This window comes from Enterococcus sp. AZ050 (genome assembly GCF_051715085.1).
In the GTDB taxonomy this organism is placed as follows: domain Bacteria; phylum Bacillota; class Bacilli; order Lactobacillales; family Enterococcaceae; genus Enterococcus; species Enterococcus faecalis.
The window spans coordinates 1,505,592-1,523,325 of the sequence record NZ_JBIOTC010000001.1 but is presented as its reverse complement, the minus strand read 5'-3'; the positions used below and the strand labels follow the sequence as shown (position 1 = coordinate 1,523,325).

The following is a 17,734-nucleotide window of genomic DNA, read 5'->3' as shown; positions in this document are numbered from 1 at the left end:
ACGAAGTCTAATAGGAGGGAAAAAATGTTAGTACAGGCAATTTTGGTAGGAATTTGGGCTGGGATAGCAGGGGTTGATAAGCTTGTCTTACAGACACATATTCATCGTCCGATTGTTACAGGGCTGATTGTTGGTTTAATATTGGGAGATGTCAACACAGGGTTAATCACTGGAGCAACGCTAGAGTTAGTTTGGATTGGTGCAGTAGCAATCGGCGGTGCGCAACCACCCAACGTAGTAATTGGGGGAGTTATTGGAACAGCGTTAGCAATTATCACAAAATCTGACCCGCAAGTAACCGTAGGGTTGGCTGTTCCTTTCGCAGTTGCAGCGCAAGCGTTAATTACCTTGTTATATACAGCGATGTCACCAATTATGCATAAATTTGATGCTTATGCAAAAAAAGCAGATACAAGAGGGATCGAAAGATTGTCTAGTTTTGTCCCAATCGTTTTATTCATTTGTTATTTTTTTGTAGTGTTTTTATGTATTTTCTTTGGTGCTGATAAAGCATCTAGTTTCATTTCTATTCTACCCGAATGGAGTATTCATGGCTTGAGCGTTGCAGGTGGTATGATGCCAGCAGTAGGTTTTGCCATGTTATTAAAAACGATGTGGGAAACATCCTACGTGCCGTTCTTTATTTTTGGTTTTGTTATGGCTGCCTATTTAGGGTTAGATACATTAGCGGTTGCAGGTTTAGCTGTCGCAATTGCTTTATATGAATTTTACGCACAAAGAAATAATACAGTTACTGCATCAAATAATAATGGAGGGTTTGAAGAAGATGGCATCTGAAGAAACATATAATGATACGATATCCGAAAAAGTAATAACAAAAAAAGAGTTAAAAAAAATAATGTTCCGTTCGTATCTGCTACAATCTTCATTTAATTATGAAAGAATGCAAGCAGGCGGCTGGACCTACTCATTAATTCCAGGATTGAAAAAGATTCATCGTGATAAAGAAGACTTAGCTCTTTCTTTGGAAAATCATTTACAATTTATGAACACGAATCCACAATTGGTGACGTTCATGCATGGTGTGATTATTGCAATGGAAGAGTCAAAAGAATCACCAAAATCCATTCAAGCGATTAAAACAGCGTTGATGGGCCCGTTAGGCGGAATTGGGGATGCGCTATTTTATTTAACCGTTTTGCCGATTGCAGCAGCGATTGGTTCACAACTATCATTAGAAGGCAATATCTTAGGACCAATTGTTTTCTTGTTGTTATTTAATATTCCGTATATGGCTGCCAAAATTGGGTTAATTAATCTAGGTTATAAAATGGGCGTCAAAGCAATTTCGGTCTTAAGCGAAAGTACCAAAAAATTATCTCGTTCAGCAACAATTGTAGGAATTTCCGTGGTGGGCGCGTTGATTCCGAAGAGTGTACAATTAACGACAACTTTTGTTTTTCGCTTGAAAGATACTAAGTTAGACCTTCAAACACAATTGTTTGATACAATCATGCCCAATTTATTACCGTTAGTGTTTACGCTGTTTTGTTTTATTATGTTGAAAAAAGGACGCACGCCGATTGCTTTAATTATTTTTACTGTGATTTTTGGGTTGTTAGGTTCTTTAATCGGGATTATATAAAAAAGATTTGGAACAATAGCGATTTTGGCTATTGTTCCAAATCTTTTTCTGAATTTAATCGAGTGATTATTCTTTATACGCCCACTTGAAGTCGTATTTAGCACCTGTTGGATGATAAATAATTTCTTTCACGTTTGGTGCACGTAAGTGTGATTCTGCTTTTTGGTAAATTGGCACAACACCCATATCAGCAATTACTGTTTTTTCAGCGTTGATTAGATCTTCCCAGCGTTTTTCAGGATCGTTAACATCTGTGGTTTTGGACGCAGCAATGAATTTATCGTATTCAGGATTGCTGTAACGTCCACGGTTATTAGAAGTTGAGCTTTCTAATAAATCTAAGAAGTTAATTGGGTCTGAATAGTCGGCACTCCAACCACGAACAGCGATTTGGAAATCCCCTTTTAAGGTACGATCTAAGCGAACAGCCATAGGGACAGGTGTCACAGTTACTTTTAAGCCTTCCAAAGTATCAGACAGTGATCCTTGAAGATATTCGCCCATTTTTTTAGCGCCTTCAGAGTCGTCTACCATTAAATCAACCGTTAAGTTGGAAACACCAAGTTCTTGTTTCGCTTTGTTCCAGTATTCCACAGCTTTTTTCTTGTCGTATTTGACTAATTTGTCGCTACCAGCTTCTTTAACAAAGTCTTCACCCGTTTTTGGTGATTTCGCGACATCCACAGGGACGAAGCCTTGTGAAGGAAGAGAGCCATTGGCTAAAATGTTTTTAGCTAATGAATCGCGATCGATGGCATAAGACATAGCACGACGTAAGTTTGCGTTGGTCAATGGTGATTTTTCATCTGCTTGATTCATTTCTAAATAGAAAGAAGAAGCGGCTTTTAATTGGACCAAGTCAGGCGAGTTTTGCATTTGTTGGGCCAGTTCGCCAGATAAATACGTATCATCCACTTCACCAGTTTCATAAAGATTTAAGGCAGTTGGGGCTTCTTTCACCACGTTGATAGCGACTTTATCTAACTTGACAGTCTCTTTGTCCCAATATTCTTCATTTTTAGTTAGAGACCATTTAGTATCTGTTCCGGGACCATCAAACTCAGTTAGCGTAAACGGACCATTGTAGACTGCTTTATCGCTACTCTTTGTATAATCTTTACCAAAACGTTCAACGATATCTTGACGTTGCGGCAAGAAAGAAGGGAAAGCCAATAAATCGTCAAAATATGGTGTTGCTGTTTCTAGAGTGATTTCTAATTCATGATCATTGATTGCTTTAATGCCCAATTCTTCTTTAGGTAGTTCCCCTTTAGAAATTTTTTCAGCATTTTTTACTGGTTCAAACATGTAGGCATATTCTGAAGCAGTGGCAGGATCCACTGTTCGTTGCCAACCATAAACGTAATCTGCAGCAGTAACTGGTTTGCCATCAGACCATTTTGATTCTTCACGTAATTTAACTTTGTAAACTAAACCGTCTTCTGAAACAGTCGCTTTTTCGGCTGCACCAGCAGGCGCGGGTTTGTTGTCTTTATCTAAACGATAGATTCCTTCGTAGACATTATTTAAAGTGGTAAAACTCACTTCATCTGTCGCAAGGGACGGATCGGCACTAGGCATTTCTTGGGATTCAACCATTGTGTATACTTGGTTGTCGCTGCCGCCGTTGCTTGCTCCTTTATCGTCACTGCCACCGCCGCAGGCCGCTAAAGCTAAGCTTGATAATACAAGTAATGAAGTAAATAAAACAGATTTCTTCATTTGACACGCTCCTTTTCATTTTTAGCAATACTCTCAGTATAATGTAAAAATGAAAAGGAGAAATTAAAAAATCGTTAGAAATGATTATTCTTTTATCAATTTTTAAAAAATGTCTAATCTTTTTTATGAAAAAAGTGGACAAACGTTGATAAGTAAAGATTTAAGCTGATTTCCATGCAGAAAACATTCGATTTTTGAGTATTTATTCATCATTGATTTGATTTTTTTGACATAAAATAAACATCCCTTTTACAAAAAACAAATGAGAAGAAAAAAAGATTGTTACAAAAGCAAATAAGTGCTTTTGTAACAATCTTTTTAATCTTTTAATCGTTGGATGTCAATGACAGTTCCTGTGTAGGCATCTGCAGTAAATTCGTATTGAACAATGCCGTCGTCTTCAATGCGGCAAATTCCTCCAGTATACGTTTTGGAGTGGATGGCGAATTTCCGCAAGGGCTTTTTCTCAAACTCAATCCACGAACCTTCAATCGGTCCTTCTTTTAAAAAAGCAGCTTTTACATTTTCTAAGACGAGATCAGCGGAGATTGTTTTTTTCTTATGGTAGAACAAGGTTGAGGCAATGCCGCCTACTAAACCAAGACCAACGCCTAGCGCTAAGCCGCCTTTAAAGTATGTCAACTCATTTTCTTCGTTCATTTGTATGACCTCCCTTGGTCGGTTTCTGCTTACTATTACTTTTGTCAGTATCACTCTTATTTTACCATAGAGAAGGGGCCGCTGAGAAATAAAAAAAGTTTTTCAATCATTCTTTTAGGGCATTCTCATTGTCACGTTTAAAAAGAGAAAGCGATGTGCATTTTCTAGTATTTGCGTTATAATAAGAGTGAAATCATATGAAAGGAGTACCTATTTTTATCGACAGGATAAAGTGACTTTTTAGAGAAAAAGTGACGCTTGGTTGGCGTAATTTCCAACAAATCAAAAGCAATAGGACATACATCTATGGAAGAAAAAACATTTCAACGAATCAAGGAATTAACTGAATTACAAGGAACCAGCGGATTTGAAGACGACATTCGCGCGTACATGAAAGAACATATCGCCCCATTAGTGGACGATGTCCAATATGATGGTTTAGGTGGTATTTTTGGGATTAAACGTTCAAAAGTGGAAGCAGCGCCACGCGTAATGGTAGCAGCCCACATGGACGAAGTTGGCTTCATGTTAACTCAAATTAACGATAATGGTTTATTCCAAGTAGTTCCTTTAGGTGGCTGGAATCCCTATGTTGTTTCAGCACAACGTTTTACGTTAAAAACAAGTAAAGGGAACTATCCATGTATTTCTTCATCTATTCCGCCACACTTGTTGCGTGGTACGAGTGGTCAAAAACAATTAGAAGTCTCTGATGTGTTATTTGATGCAGGATTCTCTTCAAAAGAAGAAGCTGAAAGCTTTGGTGTTCGTCCAGGGGATTCCATTGTTCCACAAACAGAAACGATTAAAACAGCCAATGGCAAAAATATTATCAGTAAATCATGGGATAACCGCTATGGTTGTACGTTGGTATTAGATGCATTGGAAACGTTACAAAATGAAGAATTAGGCCACACATTAATTGCTGGAGCAAACGTACAAGAAGAAGTTGGTTTACGTGGTTCTAAACCATCTGTTCATAAATTTAATCCAGATATCTTCTTTGCGGTGGATTGTTCAGCGGCAGATGATATTCACACGAAAAAAGGGACATATGGTCATTTAGGTGAAGGAACGTTATTACGGATTTTCGACCCAGGTTTGATCACATTGCCTCGCTTACGTGAATATTTATTAGATACAGCTGCGACACACAATATTCCGTATCAATATTTTGTTTCTAAAGGCGGAACGGATGCTGGGGCAGCGCACACAACTAATAACGGTGTACCAAGTACAGTCATCGGCGTTTGTGGTCGTTACATCCATACGCATCAAACAATGTTTAGTATTGCGGATTATGAAGCAGCGCGGGAAATGTTGTTACAAGCATTACGTGGCTTGGATAAATCAACAGTTAATACAATTGTTTACGGAAAGTAGAGGATGTTTAAATGATTTATCCCAATTCATTAGAAGAACTAGCAACTTATGTTGAAAAAGGTAAAAATGTTTTCTTCTTTACTGCTGATTGGTGCGGAGACTGTCGTTTCATTAAACCAGTCATGCCTGAAATTGAAGAAGCATTTCCAGCGTTTCAATTCATCGAAGTCGACCGTGATCAGTTTATTGACGTGGCTGCCGAGTGGAATATTTTTGGTATTCCGAGTTTTGTCGTAATTGAAAACGGTCAAGAGTTAGGACGCTTAGTAAATAAAGATCGAAAAACAAAAGAAGAAATCAGTGCATTTTTAACTAGCTTAGGCTAATTTTCATGAACCAGAGGAACCATTAAATTAAGAGAGAATCAGCTGGACAAAAGGGCGTTCTGCGCAAGGGTCCTAAATTCATTTTTGACTCTAGTTTCTTAGTCAAAGAAGCCTTTTAGATCAGCCTCCATCGGGAAGGTGACGAAAATGGAAGAACAAATGTATAAAAATATTCTTGTCGGCGTAGACGGTAGTGATCAAGCCAATTTAGCTTATGAACGTGCAATTGAGGTTGCTCGTCGAAACGGAAGCCGAGTCATTGTTGCAAATATTTTAGAAAATCAAGTGTATACAATGATGGGGTATTCGACGTTAAATGATCAATTAATTGATCAAGAAACAGCCGCTGCGGAAGAATTAATGGCCGATTGTAAAAAGTATGCTGAAAGCGTTGATTTTCATAATGTTGAAACAGTTACCATGTTTGGTTCACCCAAAGAAGTCATGAGTCATGAATTACCTGAAAAATACAATGTTGATTTAATTATGGTGGGACAATCAGGATTAAACGCAGTCGAACGTGTGGTCATGGGAAGCGTCAGTAGCTACATTATTCGTCAAGCACCTTGCGATGTCTTAATTGTTCACTCTGAAGAAAAATAAGTAAAAAAAGTTATTGATTGAATAGAGAGTTGACCCTACGTTTCTTTTGTTTTTTCAAAGGATCAGCGGCTTGTCACTCAAAATTGAGGACTTGGAGAATAAGTCGTAGCGACATATTTTCCAAGTCTTTTAGTTTTTCGACAAAAAAGTATGCACAATGGGTCAATTTTTGATAAGATAAGACAGGAAAACGACAGAGGAGGAACAAAAATGATTTTTGCATATAACAAAGAACACGTTGGCGATGTCTTACTTGTCATCGTTGCGGACGATCAAGGGGCGGAAAACCAAGTGAAACGTGTCGGCGATGTGGCACGTGTAAGTTTAGTTGAGGCGCCAGAAACAGTGGTAGCTTGGAATATTTTCAATGCTTCAGCGCTTCTAGGCGACATTAATGGCACCGGCCAAGTAACTTTAACAGACGAGCAAATCGAAAAAGTCAATACAGCGATTAAAGATGCGGGATTTTCAGAAACCCTTGAAAAAGACGACACCCCTAAAATTGTGGTCGGCTTTGTCAAATCATGTAAAAAACACCCAGATTCAGATCATTTATCTATCACACAAACAGAAGTAGACAACGGCGAAATCTTACAAATTGTTTGTGGCGCACCGAATATCAAAGCAGGACAAAAAGTAGTTGTGGCCAAACCAGGCGCAATGATGCCTGATGGTTTAATGATTTGGCCAGGGGTTTTACGTGGGGAAGAAAGTTTTGGAATGATTTGTTCAGCAAAAGAATTACGTTTACCAAATGCACCTGCTAAAAAAGGAATCTTAGAATTGCCTTTTGATGCAGAAGTTGGTTCTGCATTTGCGGTAGGAGAATAAAAGAAAGAAACGACCTGTTGTTCAGACAACAGGTCGTTTCTTTCTTTTATTGATTGCTGCGATTATTTTGTTGTGTTAAAGCTGATTTATCAATGGTTAAATCGATGGTTGCTTTCATTTCTTTAGAACCACGATAATAAGTCACTTCCATTTTGTCGCCAACTTTTTTCTTGTAAAGCGCGCTTTGTAAATCTGTAGTAGAGCTTACGTCTTGGCCGTCAACTTTCGTGATAACATCGTATTTTTCCAATCCAGCCTTTTCAGCAGGGGTCGCTGCTTCAACACCACGAACCACTACGCCAGTTTTTACAGAAGCTGGAATTTTTAAAATTTGTTCTTGTTGTTGTGAAGAGATACCTGTTAAATCAGACATCGTAATCCCTAGAGCTGGCCGCGTCACTTTACCATCTTTTTCTAATTGGTTGATAATGTTGACTACGTCATTACTTGGAATGGCAAAGCCCATCCCTTCAACGCTCACTTGACTAGTTGATTGCACAATTTTTACTGAGTTAATGCCAATGACTTGCCCTTCAATATTGATTAGTGGACCACCGGAGTTTCCTGGATTGATGGCAGCATCGGTTTGAATGGCATTAATATTGATGGTTTCACCGGATTCGTTTTTATTGGTAATATTTCTATTCACAGAAGAGATGATTCCTTGTGTGACAGAGTTAGCATAATCAGAGCCTAGCGGGGAACCAATTGCAATAGCAGGCTCACCGACTGTGATTTTACTAGAATTCCCAAACTCAGCGACTTGATCAACTTTGTCGGAAGAAATTTTAATCACGGCTAAATCCGTGTAAGCATCGGTTCCGACTAATTCGCCTTTCACTTTGGTACCATCAGATAAAACAACTTCCAATCCTTGTGCTTTATCTACGACGTGGTTATTTGTCACGACATAAGCCGTTTTACCATCTTTCTTATAAATAACCCCACTACCTTCACTGGCTGCTTCTAAATCGTTACCATTGTTGCCGGAAGAGTCTTGAGTACCTTCATTCCCACCGAACAATCCCCCAAAAGGATCATCTGCCGAAGAATTGTTGCTAGCACTTTGCATATTAATGACAGAAACCACAGAATTTTGAACTTTTTTCACGGCTTTTGTGACATCGCTAGAAACATTGTAACTCACATTGCTGACTTTTGTGTCGCCGTGATTAGTGGACGTCGTCGTCGCTGCATTATTTCCGCCGTTGGGTGTGGGAATAATCCCAGAATAAGCGCCTCCTAGAATAAGGGCGCCACCAAGTAAGCCGCCAGCTAAACCAATCCCAAATTTTTGCAATAAACTTTTTTTATCTGAATTAGGTGTAACATCTTTTCGTTGCATAAAATAACCTCCCAATAAGTGCATCTGAATTTTCTATATTAAGTATATCTGTTTCCTACTCCTTTAGTCTATCGAATAGCTTTGAATTTTTTATGAACAACTTAGGGAAAAATTACAGAAAAAATACGAATGAAAAAGTTATACACAGAAAAATGTGAACAAATCGGGAATAACTCTGTGTACAGTTTTTAGAAAAGTTATCCACAGAATGTGGATAATGTGGACAAATCAGTGGCGAATATGTGTTTGTATTGAAAAAGCTGTTAAATAAAGTAATTTTTTAGTTTGTTCTGTGGATAACTCTGTGTATATGTGTATAAGTATGTGGAAACGTTGTGGAAAGTAGCCAAACTTCGTGCTAAAATAAGAAAGAAGAGAAAACGAGAAAGTAGTGGAATAGGTGAAAATTAAACTAGTAACAGTCGGAAAATTGAAAGAAAAATACCTGATTCAAGGCATTAATGAATATCTGAAACGTTTAAATAGCTATGCCAAGATGGAAATCATTGAAGTACCAGATGAAAAAGCCCCAGAAAAACTCAGTGGCGCTGAAATGCTTCAAGTCAAAGAAAAAGAAGGCCAACGTATTTTGGGGAAAATTAATGACAACGAATACGTCTTTGTTTTAGCCATTAATGGCAAACAATTATCTAGTGAAGAATTTTCAAAAGAAATTGAACAATTAGGGATTAGTGGCAAAAGTAATCTAACCTTTGTCATTGGTGGCTCCTTAGGTCTCAGTGATTCAGTCCTTCAGCGAAGTAACCAACAAATTTCTTTTGGCCGCTTAACTTATCCACATCAGTTAATGCGTTTGGTATTAGTGGAACAAATTTATCGCGGTTTTCGGATTATGAAAGGGGAACCGTATCATAAATAGGAAGTAGACTGGCTGCTCAGTAAGTTCTATGAATCAAGTCATTGCTTGAAAAATATATGAAGTAAAATATCTTTAGTCTGTTTGTCTGATAGAAAATAAAAAAATTCAATCAAACTGGATTGAGAGAAACGTTACCGTTCAAACAATAAATAAAAATGAGAGGAATGGCAAAAAACAATGGTCATTCCTCTCGTTTTTTTTAAAATTGTCCGATTGTTGTGCCTCAGAAATAGGTTCAGCACCCATAATTATTATTTTAAAATGAGAAAAAATTAAGGGATTATCATAAAAATCAATATTTTTAACGTGAAAAGTTGAATAAGCTCTTTAATGAAGAAAACGCTATTGACAGTAACCAAAAATTACCTTAAAGTGAAAGCGTAAACATGTATAATATTTCATGTGACTAGGGAAAACTAGGCATGAAAAGTCTGTCTGAAGTAATTACTTTAGGTTGTCTTTTCATGCCTAATTTTTATATAGAATACTTAGTAGAGGAGGAAGTTGATTAAATTATCAGAAAAAAGTGTTTGGAAAAGTCGGATTGGTTGCTTAAAAATAGAAAGATATGGGGAAAAATATGATTAAAAAAATAATAGTCGTTGTTGCTTTCATGCTTACAGGCTTCTCGCTAACTGCGATGAGTGCCTCTGCAGAAGAAATAACTGATTTATTTTTACAAAAAGAAGTGACATATTCTGGTGTAGAAGGAGGAAAAATTGGAGAGAATTGGAAATACCCTCAATTTGTTGGCGAAAAAGCTGTCGATGGCGATGAAACAACACGCTGGTCCGCTGATAAGCAAGATGAACAATGGTTAATTGTTGATTTGGGTGAAGTAAAAAACATTGGCGAACTCGTTTTACAGTTGCATGCAGAAAGTCCTGTGTATGAAATCTTAGTTTCAACAGATGGTGAAAGCTATCAATCTATCTTTAAAGAAGAGAATGGGCAAGGTGGCCAACCTACCAAAAAATATATTGATGGCAATAATGTCCAAGCACGTTTTGTAAAATATCAGCAGATGAAAATGTGGCAACACACAAATAAGCAATTTTACAGTTCAAGTATTATTTCGTTTGAAGCATATGAAAAAAAACGACTGCCAGAAGCGATTAAACTTTTAACAGAGAACCTGACTATTAGTGAAAAAAGAAAGCAACAGCTAGCCTTTGAAGTGTCACCAGCTGGAGTAGACATCACAGAGGATCAGATTGAGTGGTCGAGTAGTGATCCTACCATTGTGACGGTTGATCAAACGGGTAATTTAACAGCAGTTAAGAGTGGTGAAGCGAAGGTAACAGTCAAAATTAAAGGAACAGAAATTAGTGATACAATTCCTGTGACTGTTGTAGCAGAAAATAAACAATATGCGGAAATGCGAGCAAAATGGAAAATGCGATTATTAGGTACAACGCAGTATGATAACGATGCAGATGTGCAACAGTATCGTGCCCAGATTGCTACGGAGAGTTTAGCATTATGGAAAACGCTTAATCAAGCAGCAGATCGTGGGTATCTGTGGGAACGAAAACCATCGGATACAGTGTCTGCTGATTACACGACTCAATTTACCAATATTAAAAAATTAGCGTTAGGCTACTATGAACCATCAAGTGAGCTTTTTGAAAAACCGGAAGTTTATGATGCGATTGTTAAAGGCATTGAATTTATGATTGATACAAAAAAATACAATGGAACGTATTACACAGGTAACTGGTGGGATTGGCAAATTGGTTCCGCGCAGCCGCTAACAGATACATTGATTTTATTACATGATGACCTATTGAATACAGATGCAGAAAAATTAAATAAATTTACTGCTCCGCTGATGCTGTATGCAAAAGATCCAAACATACAATGGCCAATTTATCGTGCAACAGGGGCTAACTTAACAGATATTTCAATCACCGTTTTAGGTACTGGACTTTTATTAGAAGATAATCAACGCCTAGTACAAGTACAAGAAGCTGTTCCGTCCGTTTTAAAAAGTGTTTCCTCTGGTGATGGCTTATATCCTGATGGTTCCTTGATTCAACATGGTTATTTTCCGTACAACGGCAGTTACGGGAATGAGTTGCTAAAAGGGTTTGGACGAATTCAGACTATTTTACAAGGTTCCGATTGGGAGATGAATGACCCTAATATTAGTAATTTATTTAATGTTGTTGATAAAGGTTACTTACAATTGATGGTAAATGGAAAAATGCCATCGATGGTTTCTGGTAGAAGTATTTCCAGAGCGCCAGAAACGAATCCTTTTACTACAGAGTTTGAATCGGGTAAAGAAACAATAGCTAATTTAACCTTAATTGCAAAATTTGCACCAGAAAATTTAAGAAATGACATTTATACATCTATCCAAACGTGGCTTCAACAAAGTGGGTCATACTATCATTTCTTTAAAAAACCAAGAGATTTTGAAGCGTTAATTGACTTGAAAAATGTGGTGAATAGTGCGTCACCTGCCCAAGCGACACCAATGCAATCTTTAAATGTATATGGTTCGATGGATCGAGTCCTACAGAAAAATAACGAATATGCGGTGGGTATTAGTATGTATTCACAACGTGTCGGAAACTATGAATTTGGGAATACGGAAAATAAAAAAGGCTGGCATACAGCGGACGGCATGCTTTATTTATATAATCAAGACTTTGCTCAGTTTGATGAAGGATACTGGGCAACGATCGATCCATATCGATTACCAGGAACGACAGTTGACACAAGAGAATTGGCAAATGGTGCTTATACAGGGAAACGCAGTCCCCAGTCATGGGTAGGTGGCTCCAATAATGGACGGGTTGCCTCTATAGGAATGTTTTTAGATAAAAGTAATGAAGGAATGAACTTAGTTGCTAAAAAATCTTGGTTCTTATTAGATGGTCAAATCATTAATTTGGGAAGTGGCATTACTGGTACGACAGATGCTTCGATTGAAACAATCCTCGATAATCGGATGATTCATCCACAGGAAGTGAAGCTTAACCAAGGTTCAGACAAAGATAATTCTTGGATTAGTTTAAGCGCAGCGGATCCATTGAATAACATTGGCTATGTTTTTCCTAATTCAATGAATACGCTTGATGTTCAAATAGAAGAACGCTCTGGTCGCTACGGAGATATTAACGAATACTTTGTTAATGATAAAACCTATACAAATACATTTGCTAAAATTAGTAAAAATTATGGCAAGACTGTTGAAAATGGTACTTACGAATATTTAACAGTGGTTGGGAAAACGAATGAAGAAATCGCAGCTCTTTCTAAAAACAAAGGCTATACTGTTCTAGAAAATACAGCAAACTTACAAGCCATTGAAGCAGGTAATTATATCATGATGAATGCATGGAATAATGACCAAGAAATTGCAGGACTGTATGCGTATGATCCAATGTCGGTTATTTCAGAAAAAATTGATAACGGTGTTTATCGCTTGACTCTTGCGAATCCTTTACAAAATAATGCATCCGTTTCTATTGAATTTGATAAGGGCATTCTTGAAGTAGTAGCAGCGGATCCAGAAATTTCTGTTGACCAAAATATTATCACTTTAAATAGTGCGGGGTTAAATGGCAGCTCGCGTTCAATCACAGTTAAAACAACTCCTGAAGTAACGAAAGAAGCGTTAGAAAAATTAATTCAGGAACAAAAAGAACACCAAGAAAAAGACTACACCGCAAGCAGCTGGAAAGTCTACAGCGAAGCATTGAAACAAGCACAAACTGTAGCAGATCAAGCAACAGCAACACAAGCAGAAGTAGACCAAGCAGAAGCAGAGCTACGCTCGGCAGTGAAGCAATTGGTAAAAGTACCAACTAAAGAAGTAGATAAAACCAACTTGTTGAAAATCATCAAAGAAAACGAGAAAAACCAAGAAAAAGACTACACCGCAAGTAGCTGGAAAGTCTACAGCGAAGCATTGAAACAAGCACAAACTGTGGTAGATCAAGCAACAGCAACACAAGCAGAAGTAGACCAAGCAGAAGCAAAACTACGCTCGGCAGTGAAACAATTGGTAAAAGTGCCAACTAAAGAAGTAGATAAAACCAACTTGTTGAAAATCATCAAAGAAAACGAGAAAAACCAAGAAAAAGACTACACCGCAAGTAGCTGGAAAGTCTACAGTGAAGCATTGCAGCAAGCACAAACTGTGGCAGATCAAACAACAGCAACGCAAGCAGAAGTAGACCAAGCAGAAGCAGAGCTACGCTCGGCAGTGAAGCAATTAACATTGAAAAATAGTGGGGAAAATAAAAAGGAACAAAAAAATGGGGGGAATAATGGACACTTAAATACTAGTGCGGGAGTTGATCAAACTGGTACGAAACAAGTTAAGCCATCAAGCCAAGGTGGTTTCAGAAAAGCTAGCCAATTTTTACCGAGCACAGGAGAAAAGAAATCAATCGCGCTTGTGATTATTGGCCTTCTAGTTATCGCCAGTGGGTGTCTTTTAGTTTTTCGTAAAAGTAAATCGAAGAAGTAAAAAATTACGGATTCACTAAAAACATAATAAAAAAGCAGACTTCCATACAAGAAGTCTGCTTTTTCATTAATTACTCCGCTTCCGCATTTTGCAAGTCAGCAACATCAGTCAGATAAGTGGCTTCATCCAACAAATCTTCCGAATGTGCGACATAAATCGCAGTGGCGCTATCACCCACCACGTTTAGGCTAGTAACGAGCATTTCGATTGGACGATTAATGGCTAAAATTAATGAATACGTCGCAATCGCAATCTCATTGTTATAGTTTAAACCAGTTAAAATAGTGAAAAGGATAATTCCGCCAGCGCCAGGTGCCGCCGGTGTACCAATGGATGACATTAAAGCTAAAATGGCAATCAAGGCAATATTAGCTGGTGTCACTTCATAACCAGCTACGCCCGCTACAAAAATAGCCGCAATTACTTGCATAATCGCTGTGCCGTTCATATTAATAGTCATTCCTAACGGCAAGACAAAGGCGGCAACATCACTGTCGACACCTAACTCTTCAACCGTTGTTTTTGTATTTAACGGTAAAGTGGCTGCCGAAGAAGAAGTAGAAAATCCAAAAACCACAACTTTCATAATCTTTTTAATAAAAGGAACAGGATTTAATTTTGTCGCAAATAAGATAAATAATGGGTAACCGATCATCAAAAAGGCTAAGAGCGTCGCTGTCGTTGTTACAACGTAGACTAACGCTGGTTTTAAATAATCAATCCCGTAAGAAGCAAACGTCCGAACTAACAACATAAAGACGGCGATAGGAGCAAATTTAGTAATTACAAAGGTTAAAAATAACGTGACCATCGCATTGACTTCTTCAATTAATTTTTTGAAAACACGAATTTTATCCCCTAATGCATTAATACATAAACCAGTAATCACTGCCAACACAACAACGGCTAAAATCGCACCATTGTCGCTAAATGCAGAACCGATATTTTTCGTGACAGCATTGACAATCACCATTAATGTGTTGCCGCTCGTACTTACTTCGACAGGAGCTAGCGTTTCAGATAACGACACATTAAAAGCGCCAGTTAAATATACGCTATAGCCCACAATTCCAGCCGTTAATAGAGCAATCAGTGACATCGATAAAAAGCCAAAAATTGTTTTATAAGAAATTCGTCCTAATTTTTGCGTATCGGTAATATGACAAATGGCTAAAGTAATTGAAGTAAAGACCATCGGAACAATCACTAATTGTAGGCCGTTGATAAATAGTTGACCAATAATATAGAAAAGCCCAATCGCAGATTGTCCTTTTTCAGGATCTGAAATATCTTGGAAAAGAATCTGATTGATTGTCTGCCACACAGCGCCTTGATTGCTGCGAATAAGGTGCTCTCTTAAAAATAAAAAGCCGAGCCCAACGATTAATCCTCCCACCAATGAAATCACCATTTTTTTGGTAAATGAGATACCTTTCATTTCACGTTTTTTCTTTTCCACTTTGTTGCCTCCCAAATAAATTGATTAAGCACCGCGCAAAAAAAGCCTTGCACACAAAAAAAGGGCAAGACATCTCGTATCATTCACTATACAAAAATACAGAATTTTACAGAACTTTGCCTTGTTAGCCTCTCGGACTATCTTAAAGGTACTTTTCCACATACTAAGGGAAACTAAGAGAATTGTCAATTCTTTTTTACTTAGGGGGGGTGTTATTTTTGAAGAAAGAAAGGAAAGAAACAGACGTTTTTCATTTTTTGTTTAATGATTGTGTTAAAATAATCATTAGTAGAATAAGTGAAAGGAAATATTACCTTTCTATATGATAGGAGAGTATTTTTAATGAGAAGTGATCGACATCATAATAACAAGTATTTAGGAATAGTGATTGGATTATTAATTGTTATTATTGGATTATTAGTATTCATCTTAGTGAATGGGCAAACAAATTTAAAAAGAAAGACGGTAGAAGAAGTAGATGCAACACCATCTTCCTCTACAAAGACCGTTAGCAGTTATTCAAGTACCTCAGTGGTGCAAGAAAGTGAAAGTAGTTCAGAAGTTACTACTATTTCAGATGAAGAAAATGTGGCTGCAGAAGCAGTAAAAAAACTCTCCACTAGCCAACGTGCGGCGTTAGTTATTTTGGGTGCGCCTTCAGGATGGCGGTTTAATGGCTATCCAGCTCAAGAAAATTCGAATCAATCAGTTCAAGAGATTGCTTTGTCCAATATGAATACCATAACGTTAACCAAAGTAAGTAGTAAGTTAAGTGATAACACTAGTGAAAATGATCAAATGTTTTTTGCAACTGGAAAAAATATACAAGGTGTTGGCGGTGTTCCTTCGCAAATCTATGCGTTCGGACGTGATGGTGAAATGATTTACTATTATGTTGTTAAAACGAAACTGGATAATTCATCCGCTCAACCAACAGCGATAAACTTGGGACAAGCTAATATGAATAAAATTTGGAAAAATTTTTTTGATGTGGGTGATTTAAGTAGTATGAATCGAGTGGCGGATCAGATTGTTATAAAGTAATAGAGCACTGATTTAGAAAAGGAGTTAAAGCGTATGTTTAATCATCGTCACCAAAAAAATAAATACTTCTTTGTTGTGATTATACTGCTACTAGTCATTATTGGGTTACTTATTTTTATTATTGTTACTGGTGGAAAAAATTCTGAAAAACAAACAAAAAGTTCCAGCAAAACAACCCAAACAACAAAAATTAGTAAAGAGAGTTTGAAAACCATACCTCAAACAATGAGTTCACAGCAAAATAGTTCAATAAGATTAAACGAAAGGAATTATACGGAGTCAGAGAAGCGAGCAATAACTAATGAATTTCTGCTCTGGGCTAGTAAGCGAGCAGAAATTGGTGGAATGGCTGTTACCACTAGATTTTTTGATCATGGAGCTAGTGGTAAAGGTGATTGGTATGCATTAACACCAGATTGGCAAGCTATTTTAGTTCAGCGGTAAGATTCATCTAGACAAAATAGCTACTCTATTCAAGCCTTGGGTGGGGTAACATTTTATACTTCGAAAGATGGCACCTTGGGCCGGTCTGATAAAGTAATGACTTCGGCTTTAGCAGCAGGCTATAATGAAGTTGCTGATTTAGGAAAACCAATTATAAAATATTTACTTGGTGATGATGGTGAAATTTATGAATATCACAGTAGTGGTTCTTTTACAGATGGTTTTTATGAGATGGATGATAAAGGCAATCGGCAAGAAAATGGAAGGCCTATTCAAACATTTACCCTTTCCGCAGATACCGCAGCCAAAAAAGAGCTACAACGGATTCTTTTGCAGTATAATAGAAAATAGAAACGAAAGAACAGGCACCAACACAAAGGAGGTATTTTTATGAAAGTCACTCAACTTTCTAGTGAAACCCTTGACCGAGCGCATGAACGTTTTGAAGAAACACTTGCGCAAATGACCGTTGCCGAAGCAAACACGATGCCCGCACCATTAATCAAGTCTGTTACTTGGCTGATGTGGCACACAGCCAGAGAATTAGACCTACAAATTTCCGCACTTAATCATAGTGAGCCGTTATGGCTTAGCCAACACTGGACAGAAAAATTTGCCTTGGATTTGCCAGATGAAACAGAAGACTGGCATCACACACCAGAAGAAGCGGCGAAAGTCGTGGTGGCAGAAAAGCAATTGCTTAGTGACTATTTGGCTGCCAGTGTGGCACTTACCAAAAGCTATTTAGACCAAGTCAAAGAAGAACAATTGTCAGACGTGATTGATAAAAATTGGACCCCGCCGGTGACTAGACAAGTCCGTTTAGTTTCAGCGATTGATGATGCAGTGATGCATTCTGGGCAAGCCGTTTATACACGAAGATTAGTCATTGGAAAATGATAAATAAGCAAAAACAAAAATGCTTCTGCTTAAGCAGGAGCATTT

Annotated in this window: 16 protein-coding genes; 12 read left to right on the top strand and 4 right to left on the bottom strand. The window is 37.6% G+C overall.

What is annotated here, in order from left to right:
* Nucleotides 1–24: 24 nt before the first annotated feature.
* Together agaW and IGJ04_RS07405 are read left to right on the top strand one after the other, a co-directional pair.
* Complete coding sequence (gene agaW / locus IGJ04_RS07410) at nucleotides 25–798, top strand: PTS N-acetylgalactosamine transporter subunit IIC (protein ID WP_002355009.1); 774 nt, start codon at nucleotides 25–27, stop codon at nucleotides 796–798.
* Nucleotides 770–1,606, top strand: a complete 837-nt coding sequence (locus tag IGJ04_RS07405) for a PTS system mannose/fructose/sorbose family transporter subunit IID (RefSeq protein ID WP_002396861.1) — start codon at nucleotides 770–772, stop codon at nucleotides 1,604–1,606. The genes agaW and IGJ04_RS07405 overlap by 29 nt, the downstream gene beginning before the upstream one ends.
* 66 nt (nucleotides 1,607–1,672) lie before the next feature.
* On the opposite strand, the gene IGJ04_RS07400 is transcribed toward IGJ04_RS07405, so the two are convergent.
* The gene (locus tag IGJ04_RS07400) at nucleotides 1,673–3,328 is read right to left on the bottom strand and encodes a peptide ABC transporter substrate-binding protein (protein WP_002355011.1); all 1,656 of its coding nucleotides are present in this window, start codon (nucleotides 3,326–3,328) and stop codon (nucleotides 1,673–1,675) included.
* 318 nt (nucleotides 3,329–3,646) lie between these two features.
* On the bottom strand, nucleotides 3,647–3,988 hold the full coding sequence (locus IGJ04_RS07395) for a PepSY domain-containing protein (RefSeq protein ID WP_002355012.1): 342 nt from the start codon (nucleotides 3,986–3,988) through the stop codon (nucleotides 3,647–3,649).
* 306 nt (nucleotides 3,989–4,294) lie between these two features.
* Here IGJ04_RS07395 and pepA point away from each other — a divergent pair, with 306 nt between their 5' ends.
* From pepA to ytpR, 4 genes are all read left to right on the top strand, one after another.
* Nucleotides 4,295–5,371: a glutamyl aminopeptidase gene (gene pepA / locus IGJ04_RS07390; RefSeq protein WP_202579767.1), complete on the top strand. Its 1,077-nt coding sequence runs from the start codon at nucleotides 4,295–4,297 to the stop codon at nucleotides 5,369–5,371.
* Between the two features lie 11 nt (nucleotides 5,372–5,382).
* The gene (locus IGJ04_RS07385; RefSeq protein ID WP_002355015.1) at nucleotides 5,383–5,697 is read left to right on the top strand and encodes a thioredoxin family protein; all 315 of its coding nucleotides are present in this window, start codon (nucleotides 5,383–5,385) and stop codon (nucleotides 5,695–5,697) included.
* A gap of 147 nt (nucleotides 5,698–5,844) precedes the next feature.
* A complete protein-coding gene (locus IGJ04_RS07380; RefSeq protein WP_002385249.1) occupies nucleotides 5,845–6,300 on the top strand; it encodes a universal stress protein in 456 nt (151 codons plus the stop codon).
* 210 nt (nucleotides 6,301–6,510) lie between these two features.
* Nucleotides 6,511–7,131, top strand: coding sequence for a YtpR family tRNA-binding protein (ytpR, locus tag IGJ04_RS07375; RefSeq protein ID WP_002361057.1), 621 nt, complete (start codon nucleotides 6,511–6,513; stop codon nucleotides 7,129–7,131).
* 46 nt (nucleotides 7,132–7,177) lie between these two features.
* Here the strand turns inward: ytpR and IGJ04_RS07370 are convergent, their stop codons facing one another.
* Nucleotides 7,178–8,476, bottom strand: a complete 1,299-nt coding sequence (locus IGJ04_RS07370) for a S1C family serine protease (protein WP_002368406.1) — start codon at nucleotides 8,474–8,476, stop codon at nucleotides 7,178–7,180.
* A 400-nt stretch (nucleotides 8,477–8,876) separates the two neighbouring features.
* Between IGJ04_RS07370 and rlmH the strand changes: the two genes are divergently transcribed.
* On the top strand, nucleotides 8,877–9,356 hold the full coding sequence (gene rlmH / locus IGJ04_RS07365; protein WP_010707033.1) for a 23S rRNA (pseudouridine(1915)-N(3))-methyltransferase RlmH: 480 nt from the start codon (nucleotides 8,877–8,879) through the stop codon (nucleotides 9,354–9,356).
* Nucleotides 9,357–9,936: 580 nt separating this feature from the next.
* Nucleotides 9,937–13,842 carry a polysaccharide lyase family 8 super-sandwich domain-containing protein gene (locus IGJ04_RS07360; protein ID WP_438840352.1) on the top strand — a complete coding sequence of 1,302 codons (3,906 nt, stop codon included), beginning with the start codon at nucleotides 9,937–9,939 and terminating at the stop codon, nucleotides 13,840–13,842.
* Nucleotides 13,843–13,912: 70 nt separating this feature from the next.
* Here the strand turns inward: IGJ04_RS07360 and IGJ04_RS07355 are convergent, their stop codons facing one another.
* Nucleotides 13,913–15,316, bottom strand: coding sequence for a dicarboxylate/amino acid:cation symporter (locus tag IGJ04_RS07355; RefSeq protein ID WP_438840089.1), 1,404 nt, complete (start codon nucleotides 15,314–15,316; stop codon nucleotides 13,913–13,915).
* 327 nt (nucleotides 15,317–15,643) lie between these two features.
* Between IGJ04_RS07355 and IGJ04_RS07350 the strand changes: the two genes are divergently transcribed.
* Genes IGJ04_RS07350 through gst form a run of 4 tightly spaced genes read left to right on the top strand, consistent with a single transcriptional unit; the run spans nucleotide 15,644 to nucleotide 17,689 of the window.
* Nucleotides 15,644–16,345, top strand: a complete 702-nt coding sequence (locus tag IGJ04_RS07350; RefSeq protein ID WP_010707036.1) for a hypothetical protein — start codon at nucleotides 15,644–15,646, stop codon at nucleotides 16,343–16,345.
* Between the two features lie 33 nt (nucleotides 16,346–16,378).
* Nucleotides 16,379–16,789: a hypothetical protein gene (locus IGJ04_RS07345; RefSeq protein ID WP_438840088.1), complete on the top strand. Its 411-nt coding sequence runs from the start codon at nucleotides 16,379–16,381 to the stop codon at nucleotides 16,787–16,789.
* A 36-nt stretch (nucleotides 16,790–16,825) separates the two neighbouring features.
* Nucleotides 16,826–17,140 carry a hypothetical protein gene (locus tag IGJ04_RS07340; protein ID WP_438840087.1) on the top strand — a complete coding sequence of 105 codons (315 nt, stop codon included), beginning with the start codon at nucleotides 16,826–16,828 and terminating at the stop codon, nucleotides 17,138–17,140.
* A gap of 39 nt (nucleotides 17,141–17,179) precedes the next feature.
* On the top strand, nucleotides 17,180–17,689 hold the full coding sequence (gst, locus tag IGJ04_RS07335; protein WP_002409189.1) for a DinB family glutathione transferase: 510 nt from the start codon (nucleotides 17,180–17,182) through the stop codon (nucleotides 17,687–17,689).
* Nucleotides 17,690–17,734: the final 45 nt, after the last annotated feature.

Bases quoted from the DNA above. Each gene is read 5' to 3' on its own strand.
- agaW (WP_002355009.1), top strand. From the start codon at position 25: ATGTTAGTACAGGCAATTTTGGTAGGAATTTGGGCTGGGATAGCAGGG.
- IGJ04_RS07405 (WP_002396861.1), top strand. From the start codon at position 770: ATGGAGGGTTTGAAGAAGATGGCATCTGAAGAAACATATAATGATACG.
- IGJ04_RS07400 (WP_002355011.1), bottom strand. From the start codon at position 3,328: ATGAAGAAATCTGTTTTATTTACTTCATTACTTGTATTATCAAGCTTA.
- IGJ04_RS07395 (WP_002355012.1), bottom strand. From the start codon at position 3,988: ATGAACGAAGAAAATGAGTTGACATACTTTAAAGGCGGCTTAGCGCTA.
- pepA (WP_202579767.1), top strand. From the start codon at position 4,295: ATGGAAGAAAAAACATTTCAACGAATCAAGGAATTAACTGAATTACAA.
- IGJ04_RS07385 (WP_002355015.1), top strand. From the start codon at position 5,383: ATGATTTATCCCAATTCATTAGAAGAACTAGCAACTTATGTTGAAAAA.
- IGJ04_RS07380 (WP_002385249.1), top strand. From the start codon at position 5,845: ATGGAAGAACAAATGTATAAAAATATTCTTGTCGGCGTAGACGGTAGT.
- ytpR (WP_002361057.1), top strand. From the start codon at position 6,511: ATGATTTTTGCATATAACAAAGAACACGTTGGCGATGTCTTACTTGTC.
- IGJ04_RS07370 (WP_002368406.1), bottom strand. From the start codon at position 8,476: ATGCAACGAAAAGATGTTACACCTAATTCAGATAAAAAAAGTTTATTG.
- IGJ04_RS07360 (WP_438840352.1), top strand. From the start codon at position 9,937: ATGATTAAAAAAATAATAGTCGTTGTTGCTTTCATGCTTACAGGCTTC.
- IGJ04_RS07350 (WP_010707036.1), top strand. From the start codon at position 15,644: ATGAGAAGTGATCGACATCATAATAACAAGTATTTAGGAATAGTGATT.
- IGJ04_RS07345 (WP_438840088.1), top strand. From the start codon at position 16,379: ATGTTTAATCATCGTCACCAAAAAAATAAATACTTCTTTGTTGTGATT.
- gst (WP_002409189.1), top strand. From the start codon at position 17,180: ATGAAAGTCACTCAACTTTCTAGTGAAACCCTTGACCGAGCGCATGAA.